Origin of the sequence: Paenibacillus sp. OV219, from assembly GCF_900110075.1 — a bacterium.
Taxonomy (GTDB): domain Bacteria; phylum Bacillota; class Bacilli; order Paenibacillales; family Paenibacillaceae; genus Paenibacillus_Z.
Genome location: NZ_FOCJ01000001.1, coordinates 1019205 through 1039482 on the forward strand (window position 1 = coordinate 1019205; position 20278 = coordinate 1039482).

Annotated in this window: 17 protein-coding genes; all 17 read left to right on the top strand. The window is 50.8% G+C overall.

The genetic code is table 11. From position 1 onward, the window contains the following. Positions 1–61 precede the first annotated feature (61 nt). The 17 genes from metH (at position 62) to BMY11_RS04635 (ending at position 20246) form a co-directional block, all read left to right on the top strand. A complete protein-coding gene (metH, locus tag BMY11_RS04555; protein ID WP_090573247.1) occupies positions 62–3499 on the top strand; it encodes a methionine synthase in 3438 nt (1145 codons plus the stop codon). A 94-nt stretch (positions 3500–3593) separates the two neighbouring features. Then, entirely contained in the window at positions 3594–4514 is a 921-nt protein-coding gene (gene rnz / locus BMY11_RS04560) for a ribonuclease Z (protein WP_090573248.1), read from the top strand. Between the two features lie 132 nt (positions 4515–4646). Further along, the gene (locus BMY11_RS04565; protein ID WP_090573249.1) at positions 4647–5624 is read left to right on the top strand and encodes a metal-dependent hydrolase; all 978 of its coding nucleotides are present in this window, start codon (positions 4647–4649) and stop codon (positions 5622–5624) included. A 169-nt stretch (positions 5625–5793) separates the two neighbouring features. Then, positions 5794–8046 carry a DEAD/DEAH box helicase gene (locus tag BMY11_RS04570; RefSeq protein ID WP_090573250.1) on the top strand — a complete coding sequence of 751 codons (2253 nt, stop codon included), beginning with the start codon at positions 5794–5796 and terminating at the stop codon, positions 8044–8046. A gap of 79 nt (positions 8047–8125) precedes the next feature. Beyond that, positions 8126–9481, top strand: a complete 1356-nt coding sequence (locus BMY11_RS04575) for a ribonuclease H-like domain-containing protein (RefSeq protein ID WP_090573251.1) — start codon at positions 8126–8128, stop codon at positions 9479–9481. A gap of 12 nt (positions 9482–9493) precedes the next feature. Next, positions 9494–10306: a TIGR01457 family HAD-type hydrolase gene (locus tag BMY11_RS04580; protein WP_090573252.1), complete on the top strand. Its 813-nt coding sequence runs from the start codon at positions 9494–9496 to the stop codon at positions 10304–10306. A gap of 24 nt (positions 10307–10330) precedes the next feature. Further along, positions 10331–11170 (top strand): Fpg/Nei family DNA glycosylase, encoded by an 840-nt coding sequence (locus BMY11_RS04585; RefSeq protein ID WP_090573253.1) that lies wholly within the window; start codon positions 10331–10333, stop codon positions 11168–11170. A 9-nt stretch (positions 11171–11179) separates the two neighbouring features. After that, positions 11180–12025: a deoxyribonuclease IV gene (locus tag BMY11_RS04590; protein ID WP_090573254.1), complete on the top strand. Its 846-nt coding sequence runs from the start codon at positions 11180–11182 to the stop codon at positions 12023–12025. Then, a complete protein-coding gene (locus BMY11_RS04595; RefSeq protein ID WP_090573255.1) occupies positions 12018–12323 on the top strand; it encodes a cyclic-phosphate processing receiver domain-containing protein in 306 nt (101 codons plus the stop codon). The genes BMY11_RS04590 and BMY11_RS04595 overlap by 8 nt, the downstream gene beginning before the upstream one ends. A gap of 30 nt (positions 12324–12353) precedes the next feature. Continuing rightward, positions 12354–13136, top strand: a complete 783-nt coding sequence (locus tag BMY11_RS04600) for an ABC transporter ATP-binding protein (RefSeq protein ID WP_090573256.1) — start codon at positions 12354–12356, stop codon at positions 13134–13136. Next, positions 13133–14149: an SAM-dependent methyltransferase gene (locus BMY11_RS04605; RefSeq protein ID WP_177182491.1), complete on the top strand. Its 1017-nt coding sequence runs from the start codon at positions 13133–13135 to the stop codon at positions 14147–14149. Before BMY11_RS04600 ends, BMY11_RS04605 begins: the two co-directional genes overlap by 4 nt. Before the next feature lie 113 nt (positions 14150–14262). Continuing rightward, entirely contained in the window at positions 14263–15855 is a 1593-nt protein-coding gene (locus tag BMY11_RS04610) for a serine/threonine-protein kinase (RefSeq protein WP_090573257.1), read from the top strand. A gap of 70 nt (positions 15856–15925) precedes the next feature. Further along, positions 15926–16624 (top strand): response regulator transcription factor, encoded by a 699-nt coding sequence (locus BMY11_RS04615; RefSeq protein WP_090573258.1) that lies wholly within the window; start codon positions 15926–15928, stop codon positions 16622–16624. Beyond that, positions 16621–17976: a HAMP domain-containing sensor histidine kinase gene (locus tag BMY11_RS04620; RefSeq protein ID WP_090573259.1), complete on the top strand. Its 1356-nt coding sequence runs from the start codon at positions 16621–16623 to the stop codon at positions 17974–17976. Before BMY11_RS04615 ends, BMY11_RS04620 begins: the two co-directional genes overlap by 4 nt. A gap of 18 nt (positions 17977–17994) precedes the next feature. Then, on the top strand, positions 17995–18858 hold the full coding sequence (locus BMY11_RS04625; RefSeq protein WP_090573260.1) for a carbon-nitrogen hydrolase family protein: 864 nt from the start codon (positions 17995–17997) through the stop codon (positions 18856–18858). Between the two features lie 28 nt (positions 18859–18886). Beyond that, positions 18887–19549 (top strand): GNAT family N-acetyltransferase, encoded by a 663-nt coding sequence (locus BMY11_RS04630; RefSeq protein ID WP_090573261.1) that lies wholly within the window; start codon positions 18887–18889, stop codon positions 19547–19549. 28 nt (positions 19550–19577) lie between these two features. Beyond that, positions 19578–20246 carry a GNAT family acetyltransferase gene (locus BMY11_RS04635; protein WP_090573262.1) on the top strand — a complete coding sequence of 223 codons (669 nt, stop codon included), beginning with the start codon at positions 19578–19580 and terminating at the stop codon, positions 20244–20246. Positions 20247–20278 lie beyond the last annotated feature (32 nt).

Sequence of the window (20278 nt, forward strand, 5' to 3'; positions counted from 1 at the left end):
CTTACGGTGAATTCTGGTAGAGTAAAAGGAAATGATTTTTTTGGTGGAAAGGAAGACATCAATGACGAAACCGACGATTGGGGAAATGCTCGAAAGACGCATTCTTATACTAGATGGTGCAATGGGTACGATGATTCAGCAGGCTGATCTCGGGCCGGATGATTTTGGCGGCGAAGAGCTGGATGGTTGTAATGAAATGCTCGTTCTCACGCGTCCTGATGTCATTCAAGGCATTCATGAGGCTTATTTGGAAGCTGGCGCTGATATCTTGGAAACGAACACGTTCGGTGCGACAAGTGTCGTACTGGTGGAATATGATATTCCAGAGAAAGCACGAGAAATCAACCTCGCAGCAGCTAGAATCGCTCGCGCTGCTGCGGACAAATATACGACGGCGGACAAGCCTCGTTATGTTGCAGGCGCGCTCGGTCCAACGACGAAGACGTTGTCTGTTACAGGCGGCGTAACGTTTGATGAGCTCGTAGAGAGCTATTTTGAACAAACTGTTGCTCTAATTGAAGGCGGTGTGGATGCGCTCCTTCTTGAAACCTCCCAAGATACACTTAACGTTAAAGCGGGTACAATCGGCATTCATAAAGCGTTCGAAGCGACAGGCATTACGCTCCCACTCATGATCTCTGGTACGATCGAACCGATGGGAACAACACTTGCCGGTCAAAATATCGAATCGTTCTACATCTCGCTGGAGCATATGAACCCGATCTCGATCGGTCTGAACTGTGCGACAGGTCCAGAGTTTATGCGCGATCATATCCGTTCGCTGTCGGGCATTGCCCGTTCAGCAGTCAGCTGCTACCCGAATGCAGGCTTGCCGGATGAGAACGGCAATTACCATGAGTCGCCGGCTTCGCTTGCGAAGAAGATTGCTGACTTTGCTGAGCAAGGCTGGCTGAATATTGCCGGCGGCTGCTGCGGTACGACACCTGCCCATATTCGCGCGCTCGCGGAGACTCTCTCGAACTACGCGCCGCGGACGAAGATGGGCGAGCATCCACCTGCAGTTTCCGGTATTGAGACGGTTTATATCGAAGAAGAAAACCGTCCAATTATGATCGGTGAGCGGACGAATATTTCCGGTTCGCGTAAATTCAAACGTCTCATTAAAGAAGAGAAATTCGATGAAGCGTCTGAAATTGCTCGCGCACAAGTGAAGAACGGCGCTCATATTATCGATATCAACTTACAGGATACTGATATTGATGAGGCATATGCGGTGCATAAGTTCATTCCGGAAGTTGTAAAGAAGATTAAAGTTCCGCTCATGCTCGATTCAACCTACGATCACATTATCGAGCTGGGTCTCAAATATTCTCAAGGTAAAGCGATCATTAATTCCATTAACCTTGAGGATGGCGAATCGAAGTTTGAGAAGATTTTGCCGCTCATTCATCGCTATGGCGCAGCCGTCGTCTGTATCCTGATTGACGAGCGCGGCCAAGCGGTATCGCGTGAAGCAAAGATGGAAGTGGCGACTCGCTCGTATGAGCTCCTTACGGAGAAGTATGGGATGAACCCGGAAGATATTATTTTTGACCCGAATATGTTCCCAGTTGGCTCTGGTGATCCGCAGTACATCGGTTCTGCGGTTGAGACGATCGAAGGTATCAAGATGATCAAGGCGAAATATCCGAAGGCGAAGACAATTCTTGGCCTAAGTAACATCTCCTTTGGCTTGCCGGATGCAGGCCGCGAGGTGTTGAACTCGGTCTATCTGTACCACACGACCAAAGCCGGCCTTGATTACGCGATCGTAAACACAGAGAAGCTGGAGCGATATGCATCCATTCCTGAGGAAGAGCGCCGTTTGGCGGAAGATCTCATCTTCAATACGAATGATGATACGCTCTCGGCATTCGTCGCTGCGTTCCGTGAGAAGAAGGTCGAGAAGAAGGAGAAAATATCCAATCTAACGCTCGAGGAGCGGCTTGGCTCTTATATCGTAGAAGGCACGAAGGAAGGGCTCTATCCGGATCTCGACGAAGCGCTAACCAAGTACGCGCCGCTTGATATTATTAACGGTCCGCTGATGCTAGGGATGAGTGAGGTCGGCCGTCTATTCAATAATAACGAGCTGATCGTAGCTGAGGTTCTTCAGAGCGCCGAGGTCATGAAAGCTTCGGTTACGTATCTGGAGCCGCATATGGAGAAGGCTGATTCTGCGGTCAAAGGGAAGATTATTCTTGCGACAGTTAAAGGCGACGTGCATGATATCGGCAAAAACTTGGTTGAAATCATCCTGTCCAATAATGGCTATAAGATTATCAACCTTGGCATTAAAGTCGCTCCAGAGCAGCTCATCGAGGCTTACCGTAAGGAGCCAGCAGATGCCATTGGCCTGTCGGGTCTTCTTGTTAAATCGGCTCAGCAGATGGTGTTGACGGCACAGGATTTGCGCAATGCTGGCATCGATGCACCTATTCTTGTAGGTGGTGCAGCGCTCACACGTAAATTCACCAAGAATCGAATTGGACCTGAGTATGACGGTCTTGTACTGTATGCGAAGGATGCGATGGACGGACTTGATATCGCGAACAAGCTGATGAATCCAGATTCTCGCCGTGTTTATCAGGAAGAGATGGAAGCGTTCAAAGCTTCCGGCGGAGTCGAAGAAGAAGAGAAGAAGCCATTGCCTGAGCTGACACGTGCGGTGAAGTCTTCGATTAATCAGGATGCACCAGTGTATATCCCGCCGGATACTGACCGACATGTGCTCCGAAACGTACCTATTCCACACATCGTGCCATACATCAATATGCAGATGCTATTAGGTCACCATCTCGGATTGAAGGGTAATGTCGATCAATTGCTCGCAGAAGGTAATGAGAAGGCTGTTAACTTGAAGGAAACCGTTGACGGGCTGTTGGCAGATGCTGCGAAAGGGCTGCTCCAAGCTCACGGCATGTATCGCTTCTATCCGGCGCAGTCTTCGGGCAATGATATTATTATCTATGATCCGAAGCAGCCTGGCGTGGAGATTAAGCGCTTCTCGTTCCCAAGGCAGCAAGTAGAGCCATACCTGTGTCTGGCGGATTACTTGAAATCGGTAGAGAGCGGCGTGATGGATTACGTCGGCTTCCTCGTTGTCACTGCCGGTGAAGGAGTCCGTGAGAAAGCAACTGAGCTGAAGGATAACGGTGACTACTTGCGTTCGCACGCATTGCAATCCGTTGCGCTTGAAGTTGCGGAAGCGATGGCAGAGCGTGTCCATCATCTGATGCGTGATACATGGGGTTACCCGGATCACCCGGAAATGACGATGAAGCAACGCCACGGTGCCCGTTACCAAGGCATTCGCGTCTCGTTCGGCTATCCGGCTTGTCCGAACCTCGAAGATCAGCAGCCGCTGTTCGAGCTGATGCAGCCGGAAGATATCGGTATAGAGCTGACTGAAGGCTTCATGATGGAGCCTGAAGCTTCAGTATCGGCAATGGTGTTCGCGCATCCGCAAGCACAGTACTTCAACGTTGATAAGGCATAGCAAATAGTTTCTTATACCCACCCTCCGAAAAGCGCGGTTGAAGCCCGTGTTTCCGGAGGGTATTGTTATAGCTGATGATTGGAGGGATAGATAAGTGAAGCTTACGTTTCTCGGAACGAGTGCAGGTAGGCCGACAAAGTCTCGCAATGTGACGTCGATCGCATTATCGCTGCCTGAGCCGTTCTGCGGATTTTGGCTGTTTGATACAGGAGAAGGAACGCAGCATCGTCTGCTTGCGAGCGGGCTGAAGCTGAATAAGCTGGAGCGGATCTTCATCACGCATCTGCATGGCGACCATCTATATGGATTGCCAGGACTTCTTAGCAGCCGCTCGTATTTCGAAGGTGCAGGACCGCTGCAGGTCTATGGACCGAAGGGTCTGAAGGCATATTTGGACGTTATTTTTCATCATAGTGGCGTGCATTTAGGCTATGAGCTTGAAGTCATTGAAATACAGGAGGGTGTCGTTGCCGAGGATAGTCGCTTCATTATTGAAGCTGCTGCGCTCGAGCACCGCATGCCTTGCTTTGGCTATCGGATCACGGAGAAGTCGCAGCTGGGTCAGTTGAATCTGGGTTTGCTCGCTGAGCTTGGAGTTAAGCCTGGGCCTCAATACGGCAAATTGAAGCGTGGGGAAGACATTATGCTTGAGGATGGACGTCATGTCTGTTCGGCAGAAGTGGTCGGACCACCGATTGCCGGTCGGGTTATTACGATTCTTGGAGATACGAAGCCATGCGATAATGCGGTCGTGCTGGCGGGCAGTGCTGATTTGCTCGTCCATGAGGCGACGTTTGCCGGCGGCATGGAAGTGAAGGCGGAGGCGTATGGGCACTCGACGATTCGCCAAGCAGCCGAGATAGCACAGAAAGCCGGCGCGAAGCGGCTCGTCGTGACGCATTTCAGCTCGCGCTTCGACGAGGAAGCGGTTGCGGAGATGGTAGATGATGCGAAGCAACTGTTTCCGAACATCGAGCCTGCGTCGGATTTTGCCGAGTTTATCGTAAAGCGATAGCTACTGCTGATGCAGCCCACTGATGCCATACTTACAAAAACATCATCAATCTCAAATCATCTCTTTACAGTCTGCTGTTACGCTATTTGCGTTAAAGCATTATAGCGCAGACTCGCGAAGGGATGATGGTGGATGGATACAGGAAGTCACCTCTTGTTTGGCGCCACGTTGGCAGGACTTTCGCTCGTTGATCCGACAGTTAGCGCACATCCTGATCTGTTGTACGCGGTATTAGCCGCGACGCTGATTGGCAGTCATGCTCCTGATTTTGATGCGGTTATGCGGTTAAAGGGTGGGTCGGCTTATATTCGCAACCATCGCGGATTAACCCATTCGCTGCCTGCACCTCTCGTCTGGGCGCCGCTCATCGGCTTACCGATTGCGTGGTTCTTCGGAGTTCAGGAATGGAGCTGGACCGTCATCCTATGGGCGTTCATCGCAGTCTGTTTCCATATTACACTCGATTTGTTTAACGCCTATGGCGTACAATGCATGCGGCCATTCACTAGGCGATGGCTGCATCTCGATGTACTATGCCTACTCGATCCTTATCTATTCGCGATGCATGCAGCCGTTGTGTTACTCTGGACCACCGGCGCGACGCCGAATCCGGTGAGGATGTTTCTGCTCGTATATGCCTTGACGCTGATTTACATGTTATGGCGGTTTCTCGTATCCCGTTCCGTAATTAGAAGCTTATGCAGAGCTTACCGAGTGAATCTGGGGCAAATCACGTTAACCCCGACGCTGTTCGGTATGGCATGGCAGTTTGTAATCGACACTGGTGATGCTTTCATCAAAGGTAATCTGAATCGCAGCGTTGTCCATGAAGAAGCGATGCTGTACAAAAGAAGCCCAGAGAGACTAGCCGCTGCCGCTGAAGCGACAATCGACGTAGACGGGGTGCAAGCTTTTCATCATCTTGCCGCTTGTATCCATGTGGACGTTGAGGAGCATGCGGACGGCTACTTGGTGATTTGGAGCGACGTCCGATTCTGGCATAAGAAGCATACGCCATTCACCGCCGCAGTGAGGCTGGATCGTAATTTTAATGTCATTCATGAACGTGTCGGATGGAACAAGAAAATGTGGGAGCCGCCGTTTGTATAATAGGAGAACCGACTTTGTTTGCCTCGGTGGGCAGACGAAGACGGTTTTTTGCTTTAATTGCGAGACTGACGAGATTAATTATTTCCATGCCCTTTTTGGGGCTTTTACTGATAGGTATTGAAGGGTTATAATTACGAGAACAACCGTTCTATAGAAAAGAGTTGAAACTATGACCTTTAGAAAGAAAAACTTGACCGAGGTTATCCAAGAGCTTAGGACAAATGAAAATATAGTCAATTGGCACGAGATCGAACCACAGGAAGCGCGATATAGCCCAATCCCGGAGGCTGTTGATCCGCGAATCAAAGACGCTTTTGCCAAACGAGGGATCGAGCAGCTGTATTCCCACCAGTACAGTGCCTTTCAAGCAGTCACGAATGGTGAGAACATTGTAACGGTAACGCCAACGGCTTCGGGCAAAACCATGTGCTACAACTTGCCAGTGCTGCAAGCGATCGCAAAGGACGACACGAGCAGGGCACTGTATCTTTTTCCGACGAAGGCGCTCTCTCAGGATCAAAGAAGCGAACTAAATGAAATTATCGATGAAATGGGAATCGACATAAAAAGTTTCACCTATGACGGCGATACTTCGCCGGCTATTCGTCAGATCGTACGCAAGGCTGGGCATATCGTGATCACAAACCCGGACATGCTGCATTCCGGTATATTGCCGCACCATACCAAATGGGTTAGCTTGTTTGAGAATCTAAAGTATGTCGTTATCGACGAGTTGCATACATATAGAGGCGTTTTCGGGAGTCACGTAGCGAACGTATTGCGCCGTCTTAAACGAATTTGCAGCTTTTATGGCAGTAATCCTACATTTATTTGTACGTCTGCTACAATCGCGAACCCAAAGGAGTTAGCAGAACAATTGACGGGGCAGCCGATGCGCTTAATTGACGATAACGGGGCGCCTAGAGGCAGGAAGCATTTTGTTTTCTATAACCCGCCGATTGTAAATAAGGCACTTAATATTAGAAAAAGCGCATCTGTTGAAGTGAATCATTTGGCGACGGAGTTTCTAAAAAACAAAATTCAAACCATCGTCTTTGCGAGGAGCCGGGTTCGCGTAGAGCTGATTCTCAGTCATCTGCAGGAACTGGTTAAGAATCAGATCGCTTCTAAATCTATTCGAGGCTATCGGGGCGGTTACTTGCCGAACCAGCGAAGAGAAATTGAGAAGGGTTTAAGGGCCGGGGAAATCTTAGGCGTAGTTAGCACGAACGCATTAGAACTGGGTGTAGATATCGGCCAGCTACAGGTGTGCGTTATGAACGGCTACCCTGGAAGCGTGGCAAGCACTTGGCAGCAGGCAGGCCGGGCAGGGCGCCGTCATGGCGAAGCCCTCATCATTATGGTAGCTAGTTCGACTCCGATAGACCAATATATCGTAAACAATCCAGATTACTTCTTCGAACGCAACCCGGAATCTGCGCGGATCAACCCCGAGAATCTTATCATCCTTGTGGATCATTTGCGGTGCGCCGCATATGAATTGCCTTTCAAGCACAGCGAAGAATTTGGTACGCAGGGCGTAACGGACATCATGGACTATTTGGTAGAGGATCGAATACTGCATAAGAATGGCGACACATATTACTGGGCGAATCAGTCTTTCCCGGCGAATAACATCAGCCTGCGTTCTGCTTCCCAGGAAAACGTAGTTATTGTAGACCAATCGAATGTAGCTGATGTAAAAATAATCGGCGAAATGGACCGCTTTAGCGCCATGACCTTGCTGCACGATGAGGCAATCTATTTGCACGAAGGGGTACAGTTCCAGGTTGAGAAGCTGGACTGGGACCATAAGAAAGCTTACGTTCGCGAAGTGGACGTAGAGTATTATACCGACGCTAACCTAGCTGTACAGCTTAAAGTATTGGAAATAGATCGAACCACGAATAGGAATAAAGCCGCACTTCATTACGGTGATGTTTCGATAAACGCCATACCTACTATATTTAAGAAAATCAAACTGACGACCGGTGAGAATATTGGGAGCGGACCCATTCATCTTCCGGAAGAAGAATTGCATACGAGCGCAGCCTGGATCGAGTTGAAAGAAGTAGACCCTGAAATAGGGGTGAAGACTTTGGAACAGTTATTACTAGGAATTTCAAACGTGCTACAGCATATCGTGCCTGTTATGGTCATGTGTGATCGCAATGACATCCATGTCGTATCGCAAATTAAGGCGTCGCATTCTGGGCTTCCTACCGTGTTTCTTTACGATCATTACCCTGGCGGTATCGGACTGGCTGAAGAAGTTTATAAGCGCTTCGGTGAAATTAAGGAATCTGCACAGAACCTTATCGGAAAATGCATATGTGAGGACGGGTGCCCGGCATGTATTGGAACGGAAATAAATGGAATAAACGGGAAGAGAAGAAGCATCCAGCTGCTAGCGCAGCTTTAATTCGTGCGTTAGTCACAATGAAGAATACACAGAGCCATAGCTGTCTAAGCGGCTGCCCGGCAAGTGTAGGCGTGTCAACATGAGCGGGCTGCGCGATAAGCTGCTAAGGATGCGCAGCAGTGCGGCTGCCCAAGCGGAACGGCTTGCGGGTATGGTCACGGAAGAGACGGTTGATCAGGTAGCAGAGGTATTGGATGAAGAGATATCGTCCTCTGCGCCAGCTATTGCCGAAGAGTCTAATGAACTGTCCGCTGACTGGGAAGAGCTGAACGTTCGTATTGTCGAGTCGACCGAAGGAACCTTTCTTGTACGCGAAAGTCGTTATCCTTTAATGCATCGGCATGGCATTCATCGACTGGGGGAACTGGAAGAAACACAGCTGCACATGGACGTATTCCGTAAGCCGGAGCAGACGCAGCTCGACTACACCAATCTGCTTTTCCTCGACCTTGAGACGACGGGGCTAGGCGTGGGCACTGGGAATGTGCCCTTTATGGTTGGGCTGGCTTATTTGCAAGAAGATGTATTCGTCGTTGAGCAAATGCTGATTCGCCATCCTGCTGAGGAACGCGCAATGATTGGCTACTTGTGTAATTTGCTGCCGAGCTTCACGCATCTCGTTACGTATAACGGCCGTACCTTCGATTGGCCAGTCCTTCATAATCGATTCATCTTAAATGGCTTCCGCACCTTCAAGTGGGAACCGATTCATGTTGATCTGCTGCATCCATCACGCTCCATCTGGCGCAACACGCTCGTTTCCTGCAGGCTAAGCCATGTTGAGGAAGAGCGCCTTGGCATTACGCGGGAAGATGATGTGCCTGGTTCGCAGGCGCCTGCGATTTATTTTCAATATCTTGCAGACGGAAAGCCGCAGCCGCTGCTTGGCGTTTTCGAGCACAATGAATGCGATATGCTCTCGCTCGCCGTTCTTGCCATCCGGTTCGGATATTTGCTGAGCGGTGGACTAGGCAAGCAGGTCGCGCTGCCGAGTGAAGCCGAGGAGCTTCTTCGTACAGGTCTTTGGCTCGAGCGGATGGGGAAGAAAGAGCTTGCAGAGCCGCTATATACGCTTCTGACAGATCATCCTCAAATCTCCCCAAAATGCTTGTGCATGCTGGCGGAGCGGGACAAGAAATGTGGAAATTGGGAGCGTGCTGTGTTATTGTGGCAGAAGGCTGTGCAAGATGCAGAAGCTGCCAATTGGCCGGATTATGAGGCTCATATCGAGCTAGCGATGTATTATGAACATCGGACCAAGGAACTGCAGGCAGCGCTCTCGCTAGCAGAGGAAGCGCATTCGATCGCACTGCGTAGGCACGCTGGACTTCGAATTCAGAATAAGCGAAGAATAGAGCTTGAGCTGATTCGCAAGCGGATCGACCGATTACGCGGTAAACTGCAGAAATGGAACCGAATTGAACAAGCAGAATAGGGGTGGACGATTATGGGCGTTTCACACGCACTTCGCGGTCTGCTCATTGATTTGGACGGAACGCTTTATCATGGCGGCATTATGATTCCTGGTGCTGATGAGCTTATACAGATGCTCCGAGAGCAGGAGCTCAGTTATTTATTTGTAACGAATAATTCAACCGCAACGCCTGAGGTCGTAGCAGAGCGGCTGCAAGCAATGGGTATTCCCGCAAGTGCGGATGAGGTGTGCACCTCCGCGCAAGGGGCGGCAGCCTACATTGCGCAGCAACAGCCGAATGCTCGCGTGCATGTCATCGGCGAATCGGGTTTGCGCGCAGCGCTGGAAACAGCAGGCTTGCAGCTTGTCGAAGACGAACCGGATATTGTCGTGCAAGGCATCGACCGGCAGCTGACCTATGATAAGCTTGCCAAAGCGGTGCAATTCATTCGCAGCGGCGCACAGTATATTCTTACGAACCCAGACCTGCTTCTTCCTTCCGAGCATGGTCTCATTCCAGGGGCAGGCTCAATTTCTGCGCTCCTTCGCACTGCGACAGGCGTCACGCCAACTGTGATCGGCAAGCCATCGTCGATATTGATGGATTTTGCTCTGCAGCGCATGGGTCTGGAAGCTGGAGAGGCATGGGTAATCGGCGATAATCCGGCAACTGATATAGCTGCTGGGCATGCCGCAGGTTGCAGGTCGATCCTTGTTTTAACTGGACTCGCAACTGGCGACAATTATAAAGAGCTGTTGAGTGCTGCAGGCTGTGAAGCAGACGTCATTATCCATGACTTATATCAATTAAAGCAGTACATTCGTGATCAGCTGGCGCGTTTTTAACGCCCATAGGAAGGAAGTTGTACGATGCCGGAATATCCGGAAATGGAACATTATCGCATGATGCTGGCGGAACGCATATCTGGCCAACCAATTATGAAGGTTGCCGTCAATAGGGAAAAGTCGATCAACGTTCCCGTGGAGACATTCGAAGCAGAGCTGGTCGGCCGAACGGTGTGGTTCGTCGAGCGCCGTGGAAAAATGCTTCTCTTCCATCTCGATAACGGGAAACGGTTGCTCCTTCATCTCATGCTTGGCGGATTAATCCGTTATGAATCGAATATTCCAAATGATGATGGAACGATGCCGGAACGATCAGACCGCTCCGTTCAAGTTGCGATTAGCTTCCCGCTAGGCGATCTTTGCTTCAGCGGACTCCGTCTCGGCTATTTGCATCTTCTCTCCGTTAAGGAAGCCACTGCAAAGCTCGCTGATCTCGGGCCAGAGCCGTTCGACAAATGGCTTACATTGCCGAAGTTTATTGAGCGGTTCAAAGGCAAGCGCGGATCGCTCAAGACGGCTTTCGTCGAGCAGCGCGTCATTGCGGGTATCGGTAACTGCTATGCAGATGAGATCGCTTTTGCCGCTGGAGTGAAGCCGGCAGCACGCATATCGGAGATCGAGTCCGAAACATGGGAGCGCATCTATAATGCCATGCACAGCGCACTTGAGCGGGCAGTAGGGTATGGCGGCTATATGGAGCTGCCGCTCACGAACAATGATACCGTGACTGGCGGCTACAACGAGCATTGCCTCGTCTATGATCGCGGCGGCGAGCCGTGCGTCAACTGCGGAACACCAATCACGCAAGAAGAGCTTAATTCACGCAAAGTGTTCTATTGCAGCCAATGTCAGAAGGACAGGTGAGCAAGACGTATGCGACTCGGCTTTCATGTATCGACGAGGGGCGGTTACGTTCAAGCGGCGCGCAAAGTGAAACAGCTTGGCGCGAACGCATTTCAATATTTTCCGAAAAATCCGCGAAGTCTTGCCCTTAAGACGCCTGATTTGAACGATGCACTGCGGTGTACTGCATATTGCCGAGATCAAGGAATCGTGTCGATCGCGCACTCGCCATATTTGACGAACGTTGCGTCAGAAGACGTGGAGCTTCGGGCAAGGACGGTGCTATCGCTGCTGAACGATCTCGAGATCGCGGAAGCATGCGGGTCGCTGGGAGTCGTTGTTCATTTCGGTGTATACAAGGGTGCAGATCCGCTGGAAGGTTATCGTAACGCGGTGCTGGCGCTTAGTGCGGTTACGTCACAATGGCAAGGTAGTGCGAAGCTGCTCATTGAGAACCAAGCTGGCGATTCAACGTTCATGGGGACGACGATGGAGGAGCTTGCACAAATCCGCAGCCTAGCTATCGATCCGCACAAAATCGGCTTTTGCCTCGATACTTGCCATCTGTTCGCCAGCGGTGTCTGGAATGGGAGTCCGGATGCCGAATGGTTTCATAAAGCGAAGGAGCTTGGGGTGCTTGAGCATTTGTCAGCTGTGCATCTGAACGATTCGGTTTATCCGAGCGGGGAGAAACGTGATCGCCATGCGCGCATAGGCGAAGGTTACATCGGCGAAGCAGGGCTTGAATGGCTTCTGAGGCATCCGCTTATGGCTGAGGTGCCTTTCGTGCTTGAGACACCAGCTGATTCTGATGGTACACATCGGCAGCAGCTTGAACGTATTCGGCGTCTAAGGGGAGTCGAGCAGGTTGATTAACGTTTATTTAGATGATTTTCGGCCATGTCCAAAGGGTTTCGTCCTTGCTAAGACAGCAGAGGAATGCAAGCTGCTGCTGGAGCATGAAGAAGTAGACCTTCTATCGTTGGATTTCGATCTCGGATGGGGACAGCCAACCGGTCTAAGCGTCGTGCAGTATATCGTCGATAGCGGCCGGTATCCGCGCACTTGTTATTTTCATACTTCAAGTCCTGCTGGACGTATGCAGATGATACATTTACTGACGCAGCATGCGCCATTACATATCAGTATTCATCACGGCCCGATGCCGGGGTGAGTGTGGCTCGTACATATGGGAGGGTAATTTGTGATTACGTTAAAAGACATAACGTTCCGTCGTGAGGAGCGTCAAATACTTAGTGGCATTAATCTTCAAGTGAATAAAGGTGAACATTGGGTTATTCTCGGCCGCAACGGCTGCGGAAAGACGACGCTGCTTGAAATGATGACAGGCTATCAGTTCCCATCCTCGGGTACTGTAGATGTGCTTGGCAATCGCTTCGGCGAATGCGATGTGCGGGAAGTGCGCAAGGAAATTGGCTACATTAGCCAATCGGTTCTAGAGAAGCTGACAATGCGTGACCCGGTATGGGAAGTAGTCGCAACTGGCGAGTACGCCTTCCTGCGTTTCTACCAAACCATCGATGAGGAGGTTCGTCAGAAGGCGCTTCGTCTACTGGATGAGGTTGGGATCCTGTATACAGCGGGGCAAACACTGGCGACACTATCTCAAGGTGAACGCAAAAAGGTTCTGCTTGCTCGTGCGCTCATGTCGAATCCGAAGATTCTCATTATGGACGAGCCATGCGCGGGACTTGATCTCTATGAACGCGAGAAGCTGTTGATTGATCTTGGCCACTTGAGCAAGCGTGACATTACTGTCGTTTATGTGACGCATCATATGGAGGAAATTATCCCGCTGTTCACGCATGTTGCACTTGTGCAGGACGGAAAGATTCTATCAGCGGGACCGAAAAAAGAAGTGCTAAGCCCAGAATGGCTCAGCCGTGCATACGACTGGCCAGTTGAAGTAGAATGGGCGGATGACCGCCCGTGGATTCGGGCATTACCAGGAGGCATAATAAAGTGAGTCATTGGATAGGGACAGCGAACCACGGCTTTGCATCGCTCGCGATGGAAGAGCTGCGTCGGTTCGTTAATGGCATTAAATTCACCCAGCTAATCGCGGGTGAAGTATTCAAGATGGAAGTACCTCTTAGCCGCGAGGAGCTGCTCGACCTTCTGCAGAAGAATGAACCAGTTTTCTTACGCCACATTCAGCACATCGAGCGCGCTTTGCCGATCCAAGGCAGTGCAGACGATCTGCAGGCGCTGTCTGATCTGGTTCGTCACGCACGCTCGCGCGTAGATAATCAGACTGTAGCGGTTCATCTCCGCCGCGTCGAGAAAACGCCGTTCATGTATTCCGCTGCCGACACGAAGTCAGTGCTGGATGCAGTCTTAATGGAGGTCGGCGCTGAGACAGTCATGCAGTCGCCTGACGTGATCCTATCGATCTTCGCTGGAGCGGAAGAGCTTTATGTTGGCTGGGGTACACCGGCTGAACAGTTGTCTGATTGGCCGGGAGGCGCAGTACGCTTTCAACGCGAAGAAGGGCAAATTTCACGTGCGAAATTCAAGCTGCTCGAAGCCGAGCGTGCTTTCAAGCTATACTTTGAGACCTATCGGCAAGCTGTCGACATCGGCGCTGCACCAGGCGGCTGGACACAGCTGCTGCTTGAGCGTGGACTGCGCGTAACGTCCATTGACCCGGCTAACCTGCATCCGTCGCTTTCGGCTTACCCGAGACTGACAGTAATGAAGAAGAATGCGTCGGATGTCAATTTTCCATCGGGAACGTTCGATCTTCTTGTCTGCGATATGAGCTGGAGCCCGATGCAGATGGCGAAGCTCGTGCTTGAGAAGACAGACGCACTCTCAGATGGCGCAACAGCGATTATTACGCTGAAGTTGATGCATAAGAAGCCGCTGCAGACGATCCGCGACGTTGTCGCGAAGCTGGAAAGCGCGTTCGAGCTGAAGAAGGCAAAGCAATTGTTCCACAACCGCGACGAAATTACGTTATACTTGGTAAAGAAGTAGCACGATTATACGCAAGATGGGAAAGCATCCCGATTGAAACGACTGCCTGGCAGTTGTTCTTTCGGGGTGCTTTTTTTGTTTAGTCATCTTTTTAAGAATCAGGAGGGATCGTTATGGAACGGAATGAGCATGCCATTCACAGTTATGAGCCTGGCGTCATCATTGGCGGACGCTATCGGGTAATTGGTCGTATTGGACGCGGAGGTATGGGCGAGGTATATGCTGCTGAGGATATCCGTCTGCAGGGCAAGCTTCGTGCTGTGAAAATGAGCCTTGCGAACGTCGATCATGTATCAAGCAGTGCTGAAGAAGCAGGACTGCTCATGCGGCTGAACCATCCACATCTGCCGCTTATTATTGATTATTTTCCGCCAGACCAGCATGGTCATGAGCTGTTAGTCATGGATTATATCGACGGCATGACCTTGCAGGCTTATATGGCTGAGCACGAAGGCATTATTCCGGCTGCCCGCGCAGCCGATATCGGCATACAGCTGGCAGATGCGTTACATTACTTGCACACTCGAAATCCGGCCATTATTCATCGTGACTTGAAGCCTACAAACGTCATGATTGATCGGAGCGGCTTTGTGCGTCTGATTGACTTTGGCATTGCGCGGGAATATAAGCCTGGGAAGGAGCAGGACACTGTGCAGCTAGGAACGCCGGGCTTTGCCGCCCCTGAGCAGGAAGGGGAGCAGCAGAGTGATGTTCGGACGGACGTATTCGGTTTAGGAGCGCTTCTCTATTACTTGCTTAGTGGCGGGAGGAAAGTAGCAATTGATGGCGATACACCGAATTCGGGATCTCATCAGCTATCACATGTGCCCAGAGAACTAGCAGCTGTAATGAACCGAATGATCGACCCGAATCCGAGCTTCCGGTATAGCAATGTCATGGAAGCGCAAAACGCGCTCACGAAATGTTTCGCGACACTGCCAGTAATAAGTGATATCCGCCATGAGAAGACTGGGTCCTCTCGGAAACAAAGCATCATTATTGCTTCGTTATCGCCTGGAGCCGGCGGGACATTCATCGCATTAACACTTGCACACTTGCTACAGGCGCGCCAAATCCCATGTGCGGCAATTGAACATCCAGAGCTCGAGCCAGAATGGCATGCGCTCCTAACGCAGCCTGCTAAGCAGCATACTGTTGCGCTCACAGTACCCATGTATCGCAGCTTCTACTCGTCTACCTCGCGACTGCTTCAGTGGTTCGTGCTTGAGCCAGCCTTCTTGCAGTCCAGTCTCGACTCTGCGATGCAATACAAGCTGTTAAACGCCTCCATTTCAGCGCCGATCCAGATTACGGATGTCTCTAGTAAGTGGACTTCACAATCATTACGGACATCTGATCTGGAGTTGGAGTTGATCCAATGCGATATGCTTGTGTTCATAGTTGATCCCGCGGTGTCCAAATGGACGCCTCATCGTATGAAAGCAGCCGAGCGCATTAGCTATGAGCGTGATCAGGCGGGCAAAGAGACCTACTGGCTTGCGAATAAAACGATGAAGTTCCGATATCGCAGCGAATGGATAAGCGCGATTCCAAAGAAGCCGCTGTGCGAAATCCCGATGCTGCCAGCTGAAGAATGGGTGCAGCAGCAATGGTCAGGGTCATGGGCAACAGCGAATAGAAGCTGGCTTCCCCAGCTGGAACGTGCTTTAAACCCGCTCATTGCGCGGATCGACAAGGCTCGCTAATGCTTGCATTGGCTCATCGGCTTCTTTATGATAGTGAAGAAGTCTACTACGAAGTGGGTGCGAACCAAGAATGAACGAACGCATTCTAGTCATCGAAGATGAGGATGGTATTGCCAGAGTCCTCCAATTAGAGCTGGAACATGAAGGATATGTAGTCGGTCGCGCTGCTGACGGCAGGAGTGGCTTGGAGCAAGCGATGAACGGCGAATGGGATATGCTGCTGCTAGATGTCATGCTGCCAGAGCTGAACGGTATTGAAGTGCTGCGCCGAATTCGCCAGTCCGGCAATCCGATTCCGATTATTTTGCTGACTGCACGCGATACGATTCCTGATAAAGTAAGCGGCTTTGAGCATGGCGCTAACGATTATATTACGAAGCCATTCGCGATGGAAGAGCTGCTAGCACGAGTCCGCAATCTGCTGCGAATTTTTCAAGCTCAGCCGAAAGAAGCGGAGAGCCCAGATGTGCTTAAAGTGGCTGATCTGTCAATTGAGCTGCGCACACGCAAAGTGTATCGCAAAGATGTGCTGATCGAGCTCACACCGCGAGAGTTTGAGCTGCTCGTCTACTTGGCGGAGCATCGGAACGACGAGAAGTCACGGGAAGATATTTTGTCCGAAGTATGGGGCTATGATTTCATCGGCGAGACCAATCTTGTCGACGTGTACATTCGATATTTACGGCAGAAGATTGATAAAGGCTATCGGCATAAGCTCATTCATACCGTGCGCGGCGTCGGGTACATGCTGAAGGAGCCGGATGCATGACGCTGCGAAGAAGGTTTACGTTCTTTACGATCTTTTGGCTCATTTTCATTCTGATCTTGTTTAATATATTCGTTTATTTATTTGTGATAAAAATCACGATGAGAAGCGAAGATCAGCTGCTTACGAATAAAGTAAATATTCTGCTTGAGGATAGGCGGATTAGCGAACCTTCGCAGCTGTCGAACGCGGATCTGCTCAGAGATTATTACAATGTCGACGAGCTGATGCGCATCGTGAACAGCAGCGGCAAGATTCTCAATTCGCAAGGGTCAGACCCTGAACTGCTGGCGCTCAAGCCTGTGTTTACAAACAAGCATGATACGGGCATGTTCTTCATCGAAGGACGCAGAGTGCTCTATATGAAGGTGCCGCTATACAAGAATAACGAAGTGATCGGTACGCTGGAGATTTACCGCAAGCTGCAGCTGCTAGACAGTTACTTGCAAGTGCTTGTCATCGCGCTGACGATTACGAGTATCGGTGCCATTCTATTCGCCATCTTCGGTACTTATTGGTTCACCTCCAGGCTCACGTCGCCAATTCAGCATATGGTCCAGACGATGAGAGAAATCGACAGAAGCGGGAAGCTGCGGCAGATTGAGCTTGCGCAGCGCGATCAGTCTGCTGAACTGCTACAGCTGGCGCGGGCGTTTAATCAGATGATTAATCGTCTCGATCGGCAGTTTGAGCGGCAGAAGCAGTTCGTCGCAGACGCATCGCATGAGTTGAAGACGCCGCTTACGGTCATCAGCAGCTATGCCGGCATGTTGAAGCGGTGGGGGCGCGATGACGCGAATATTCGCGATGAAGCGATTGAAGCGATTAGCAAGGAATCACAGCGGCTGCAGAATTTGACGAAGTCCATGCTGCAGCTGGCGCACGCAGAACAGGAAGATTGGCTGAACATCGAGAGCTTCAATCTCGTACAATTAGCGGATGAGACGGCAGATATGCTGCACTTGACGTTCCAGCGGATGATTCGTGTACATACTGGCAAGCAGGATGTCAGGCTGAATGGAGACAAGGATAAAATCCGCCAGCTCCTCGTCATTCTGCTCGATAATGCCATTAAATACAGTAAAGACGCGATTGATATTACATTATCGGTGAACAAAGGTATCGTACGTTTGTCCGTGTCGGACAAAGGGATCGGCATTCCTGAGGACGAAATAGCGAATCTGTTCGAGCGATTCTACCGCGTTGATGGAGCGAGAAGCCGGGCTACCGGGGGAGCAGGTCTTGGCTTATCTATCGCCAAACGCATCGTCGATATGCATGAGGGCAAGATCGACGTGTTCAGCAAGCCGGATCAAGGGACGACAATTTCGGTCGCGCTGCCGCAAAAGAAATAAATGAATAGGGGATGCAAAATGAGCAGTTTACGAGTATGTGCCGTGCAATACAAGCTTGCGGATATCGCAAGCTTCGACGAGTTTGCCGCGCAATCAACACACTATGTAAGGAACGCATCCGAGTATGGCGTTCAGTTTGTTTTGTTTCCGGAGTTTTTCACGACACAGCTTCTGTCTATTGGAGACGAACAGGGACGTCCGCTCCCGATCGAGCGGCTACCAGAGTTTACAGATCGCTACATCGCGCTGTTTCAGTCACTCGCAGCCGAATACAACATGCAAATCATCGGCGGTACGCATGTCATTGATGTTGGCGGCGGCAAGCTGAATAACGCTGCGCATCTGTTCTATCCAAGCGGCCGCATTGAGCGGCAAGCGAAGCTGCATATGACGCCGACCGAGCGTGAAGAATGGAACATGCAACCAGGCGAAGGACTGCAAGTGTTTGATACGGAGTTTGGCACAATCGCGATGCTGACCTGTTATGATATCGAGTTTCCGGAGATCGTTCGGATGGCGAGAGCCAAAGGTGCGGACATTATTTTCTGCCCATCCTGTACGGATGACCGCCATGGCTTCTATCGTGTTCGCTACTGCTGCCATGCTAGAGCGGTTGAGAATCAGGTATATATCGTAACGACAGGTACGGTTGGTTCGCTGCGCAAAGTCGATTTCATGCGTGCGAACTTCGGACAAGCAGCTGTTATTTCGCCTAATGACATTCCGTTCCCGCCCGCAGGCATCATGACAGAAGGCATTATTAACGATGATATGCTCGTTGTTGCTGACCTCAATGTCCAGCTCCTTCACGATGTTCGCGCAGCCGGTTCTGTTACGACTTGGCGTGACCGCCGAATTGATCTATACGGCGATTGGAAGTGAGCCTTTACAGGAGGGAGTCTTTAGCGAGATGCGTAAATCGTTAGTCGTCTACTTGAACGGCAAGCCCATCGAGATTGTCATTCGCAATTATACGGCTGCCGATATTGAAGGCATGATTGAGATCCAGCGGGTCAGCTTCCCGCCGCCATTCCCATCCGAGCTGTGGTGGAATGAGGAACAACTCAAGCAGCATACTGCGCTGTTTCCGGAAGGTGCAATATGCGCAGAGATGGGCGGCAAGCTCATCGGTTCGATGACTGCGCTTCGAGTAAGTGACGAGCAGTTGCAAGCTGATCACAGCTGGCAGTCCATCACAAGCGGCGGTTATATAACGAATCACAATCCGCAAGGCTCTACGCTCTATGTCGTAGATCTGTGCGTCATTCCGGAGCTGCGCAAAGCCGGCATCGGCAAGTGGCTTATGCTCTCCATGTATGACGTCGTCATTCACCTTCGGCTCACTCGTTTGCTGGGAGGCGGACGGATGCCAAGCTATAATAAAGTGAAGGATGAAGTATCTGCGGCGCAATACTTGCAGGGGGTTATCGAAGGGAAGTTCAATGATCCTGTCATCTCATTCCTGCTTAGGTGTGGCCGGATGCCGGTCGGTGTTGCGGACAATTATTTGGAAGATGAAGAATCCTGCAATTATGCTGCTTTGATGGAATGGCGCAATCCTTTTATAACCTAATCTACCTGTCGAGAGGATGTATTGAACAATGGACTATATCCGTATAATATCCATTCATGATCCGCTGTTTGCCAGCATGCACAAGCTACTTGAAACGGTTTTCCCTCCTGAAGAAGTGTATGCCTTTGAGAAATGGGAAGGTCCGCTGCAGGATGACAGCATCCATGTGTACGTAGCGGTACATGAGGGTCAGGTGGTCGGCACAACTGAATATCGTTACTATCAGAAGCTTCGCGTAGCGATGACGGATTTCACGATTATTGGTCGCCCAGGTCTTGGCATCGGCCGTTTCCTGATGAAGAACAGAAGCGCTGATCTGGCGCGCTTGGCGGCAGCGAGCGAGACGGAATCACTCGGCATGTTCGCGGAGATTTATAACCCAGCGCTTGCGCAGTCAGATTTCGGCGGCATCTACCCAATGAGCCCGTTTGTCCGTCGCGAGGTGCTGTCGCATATCGGTTATATGCGACTTGATTTCCCATATGTACATCCGTCTTGGGAAGAGGACGGCGCAGCTGTCGGCGGCTTGGACTTTTGCTTCCTGCCACAGGACGAGGACAGAACGGAGCTCCCGGCATCGCTCGTGACTGATTTTCTAACAACCTACTATTCTGCGCTACCGATTAAGCCGGATGAATGGTATGCCATGATGGAGCAGCTAAAGAAAAAGACAACAATCGCACTCCTTCCTCTGTAGGCGGAGGCTTGTCTACTCAAAGGAGTGATCAT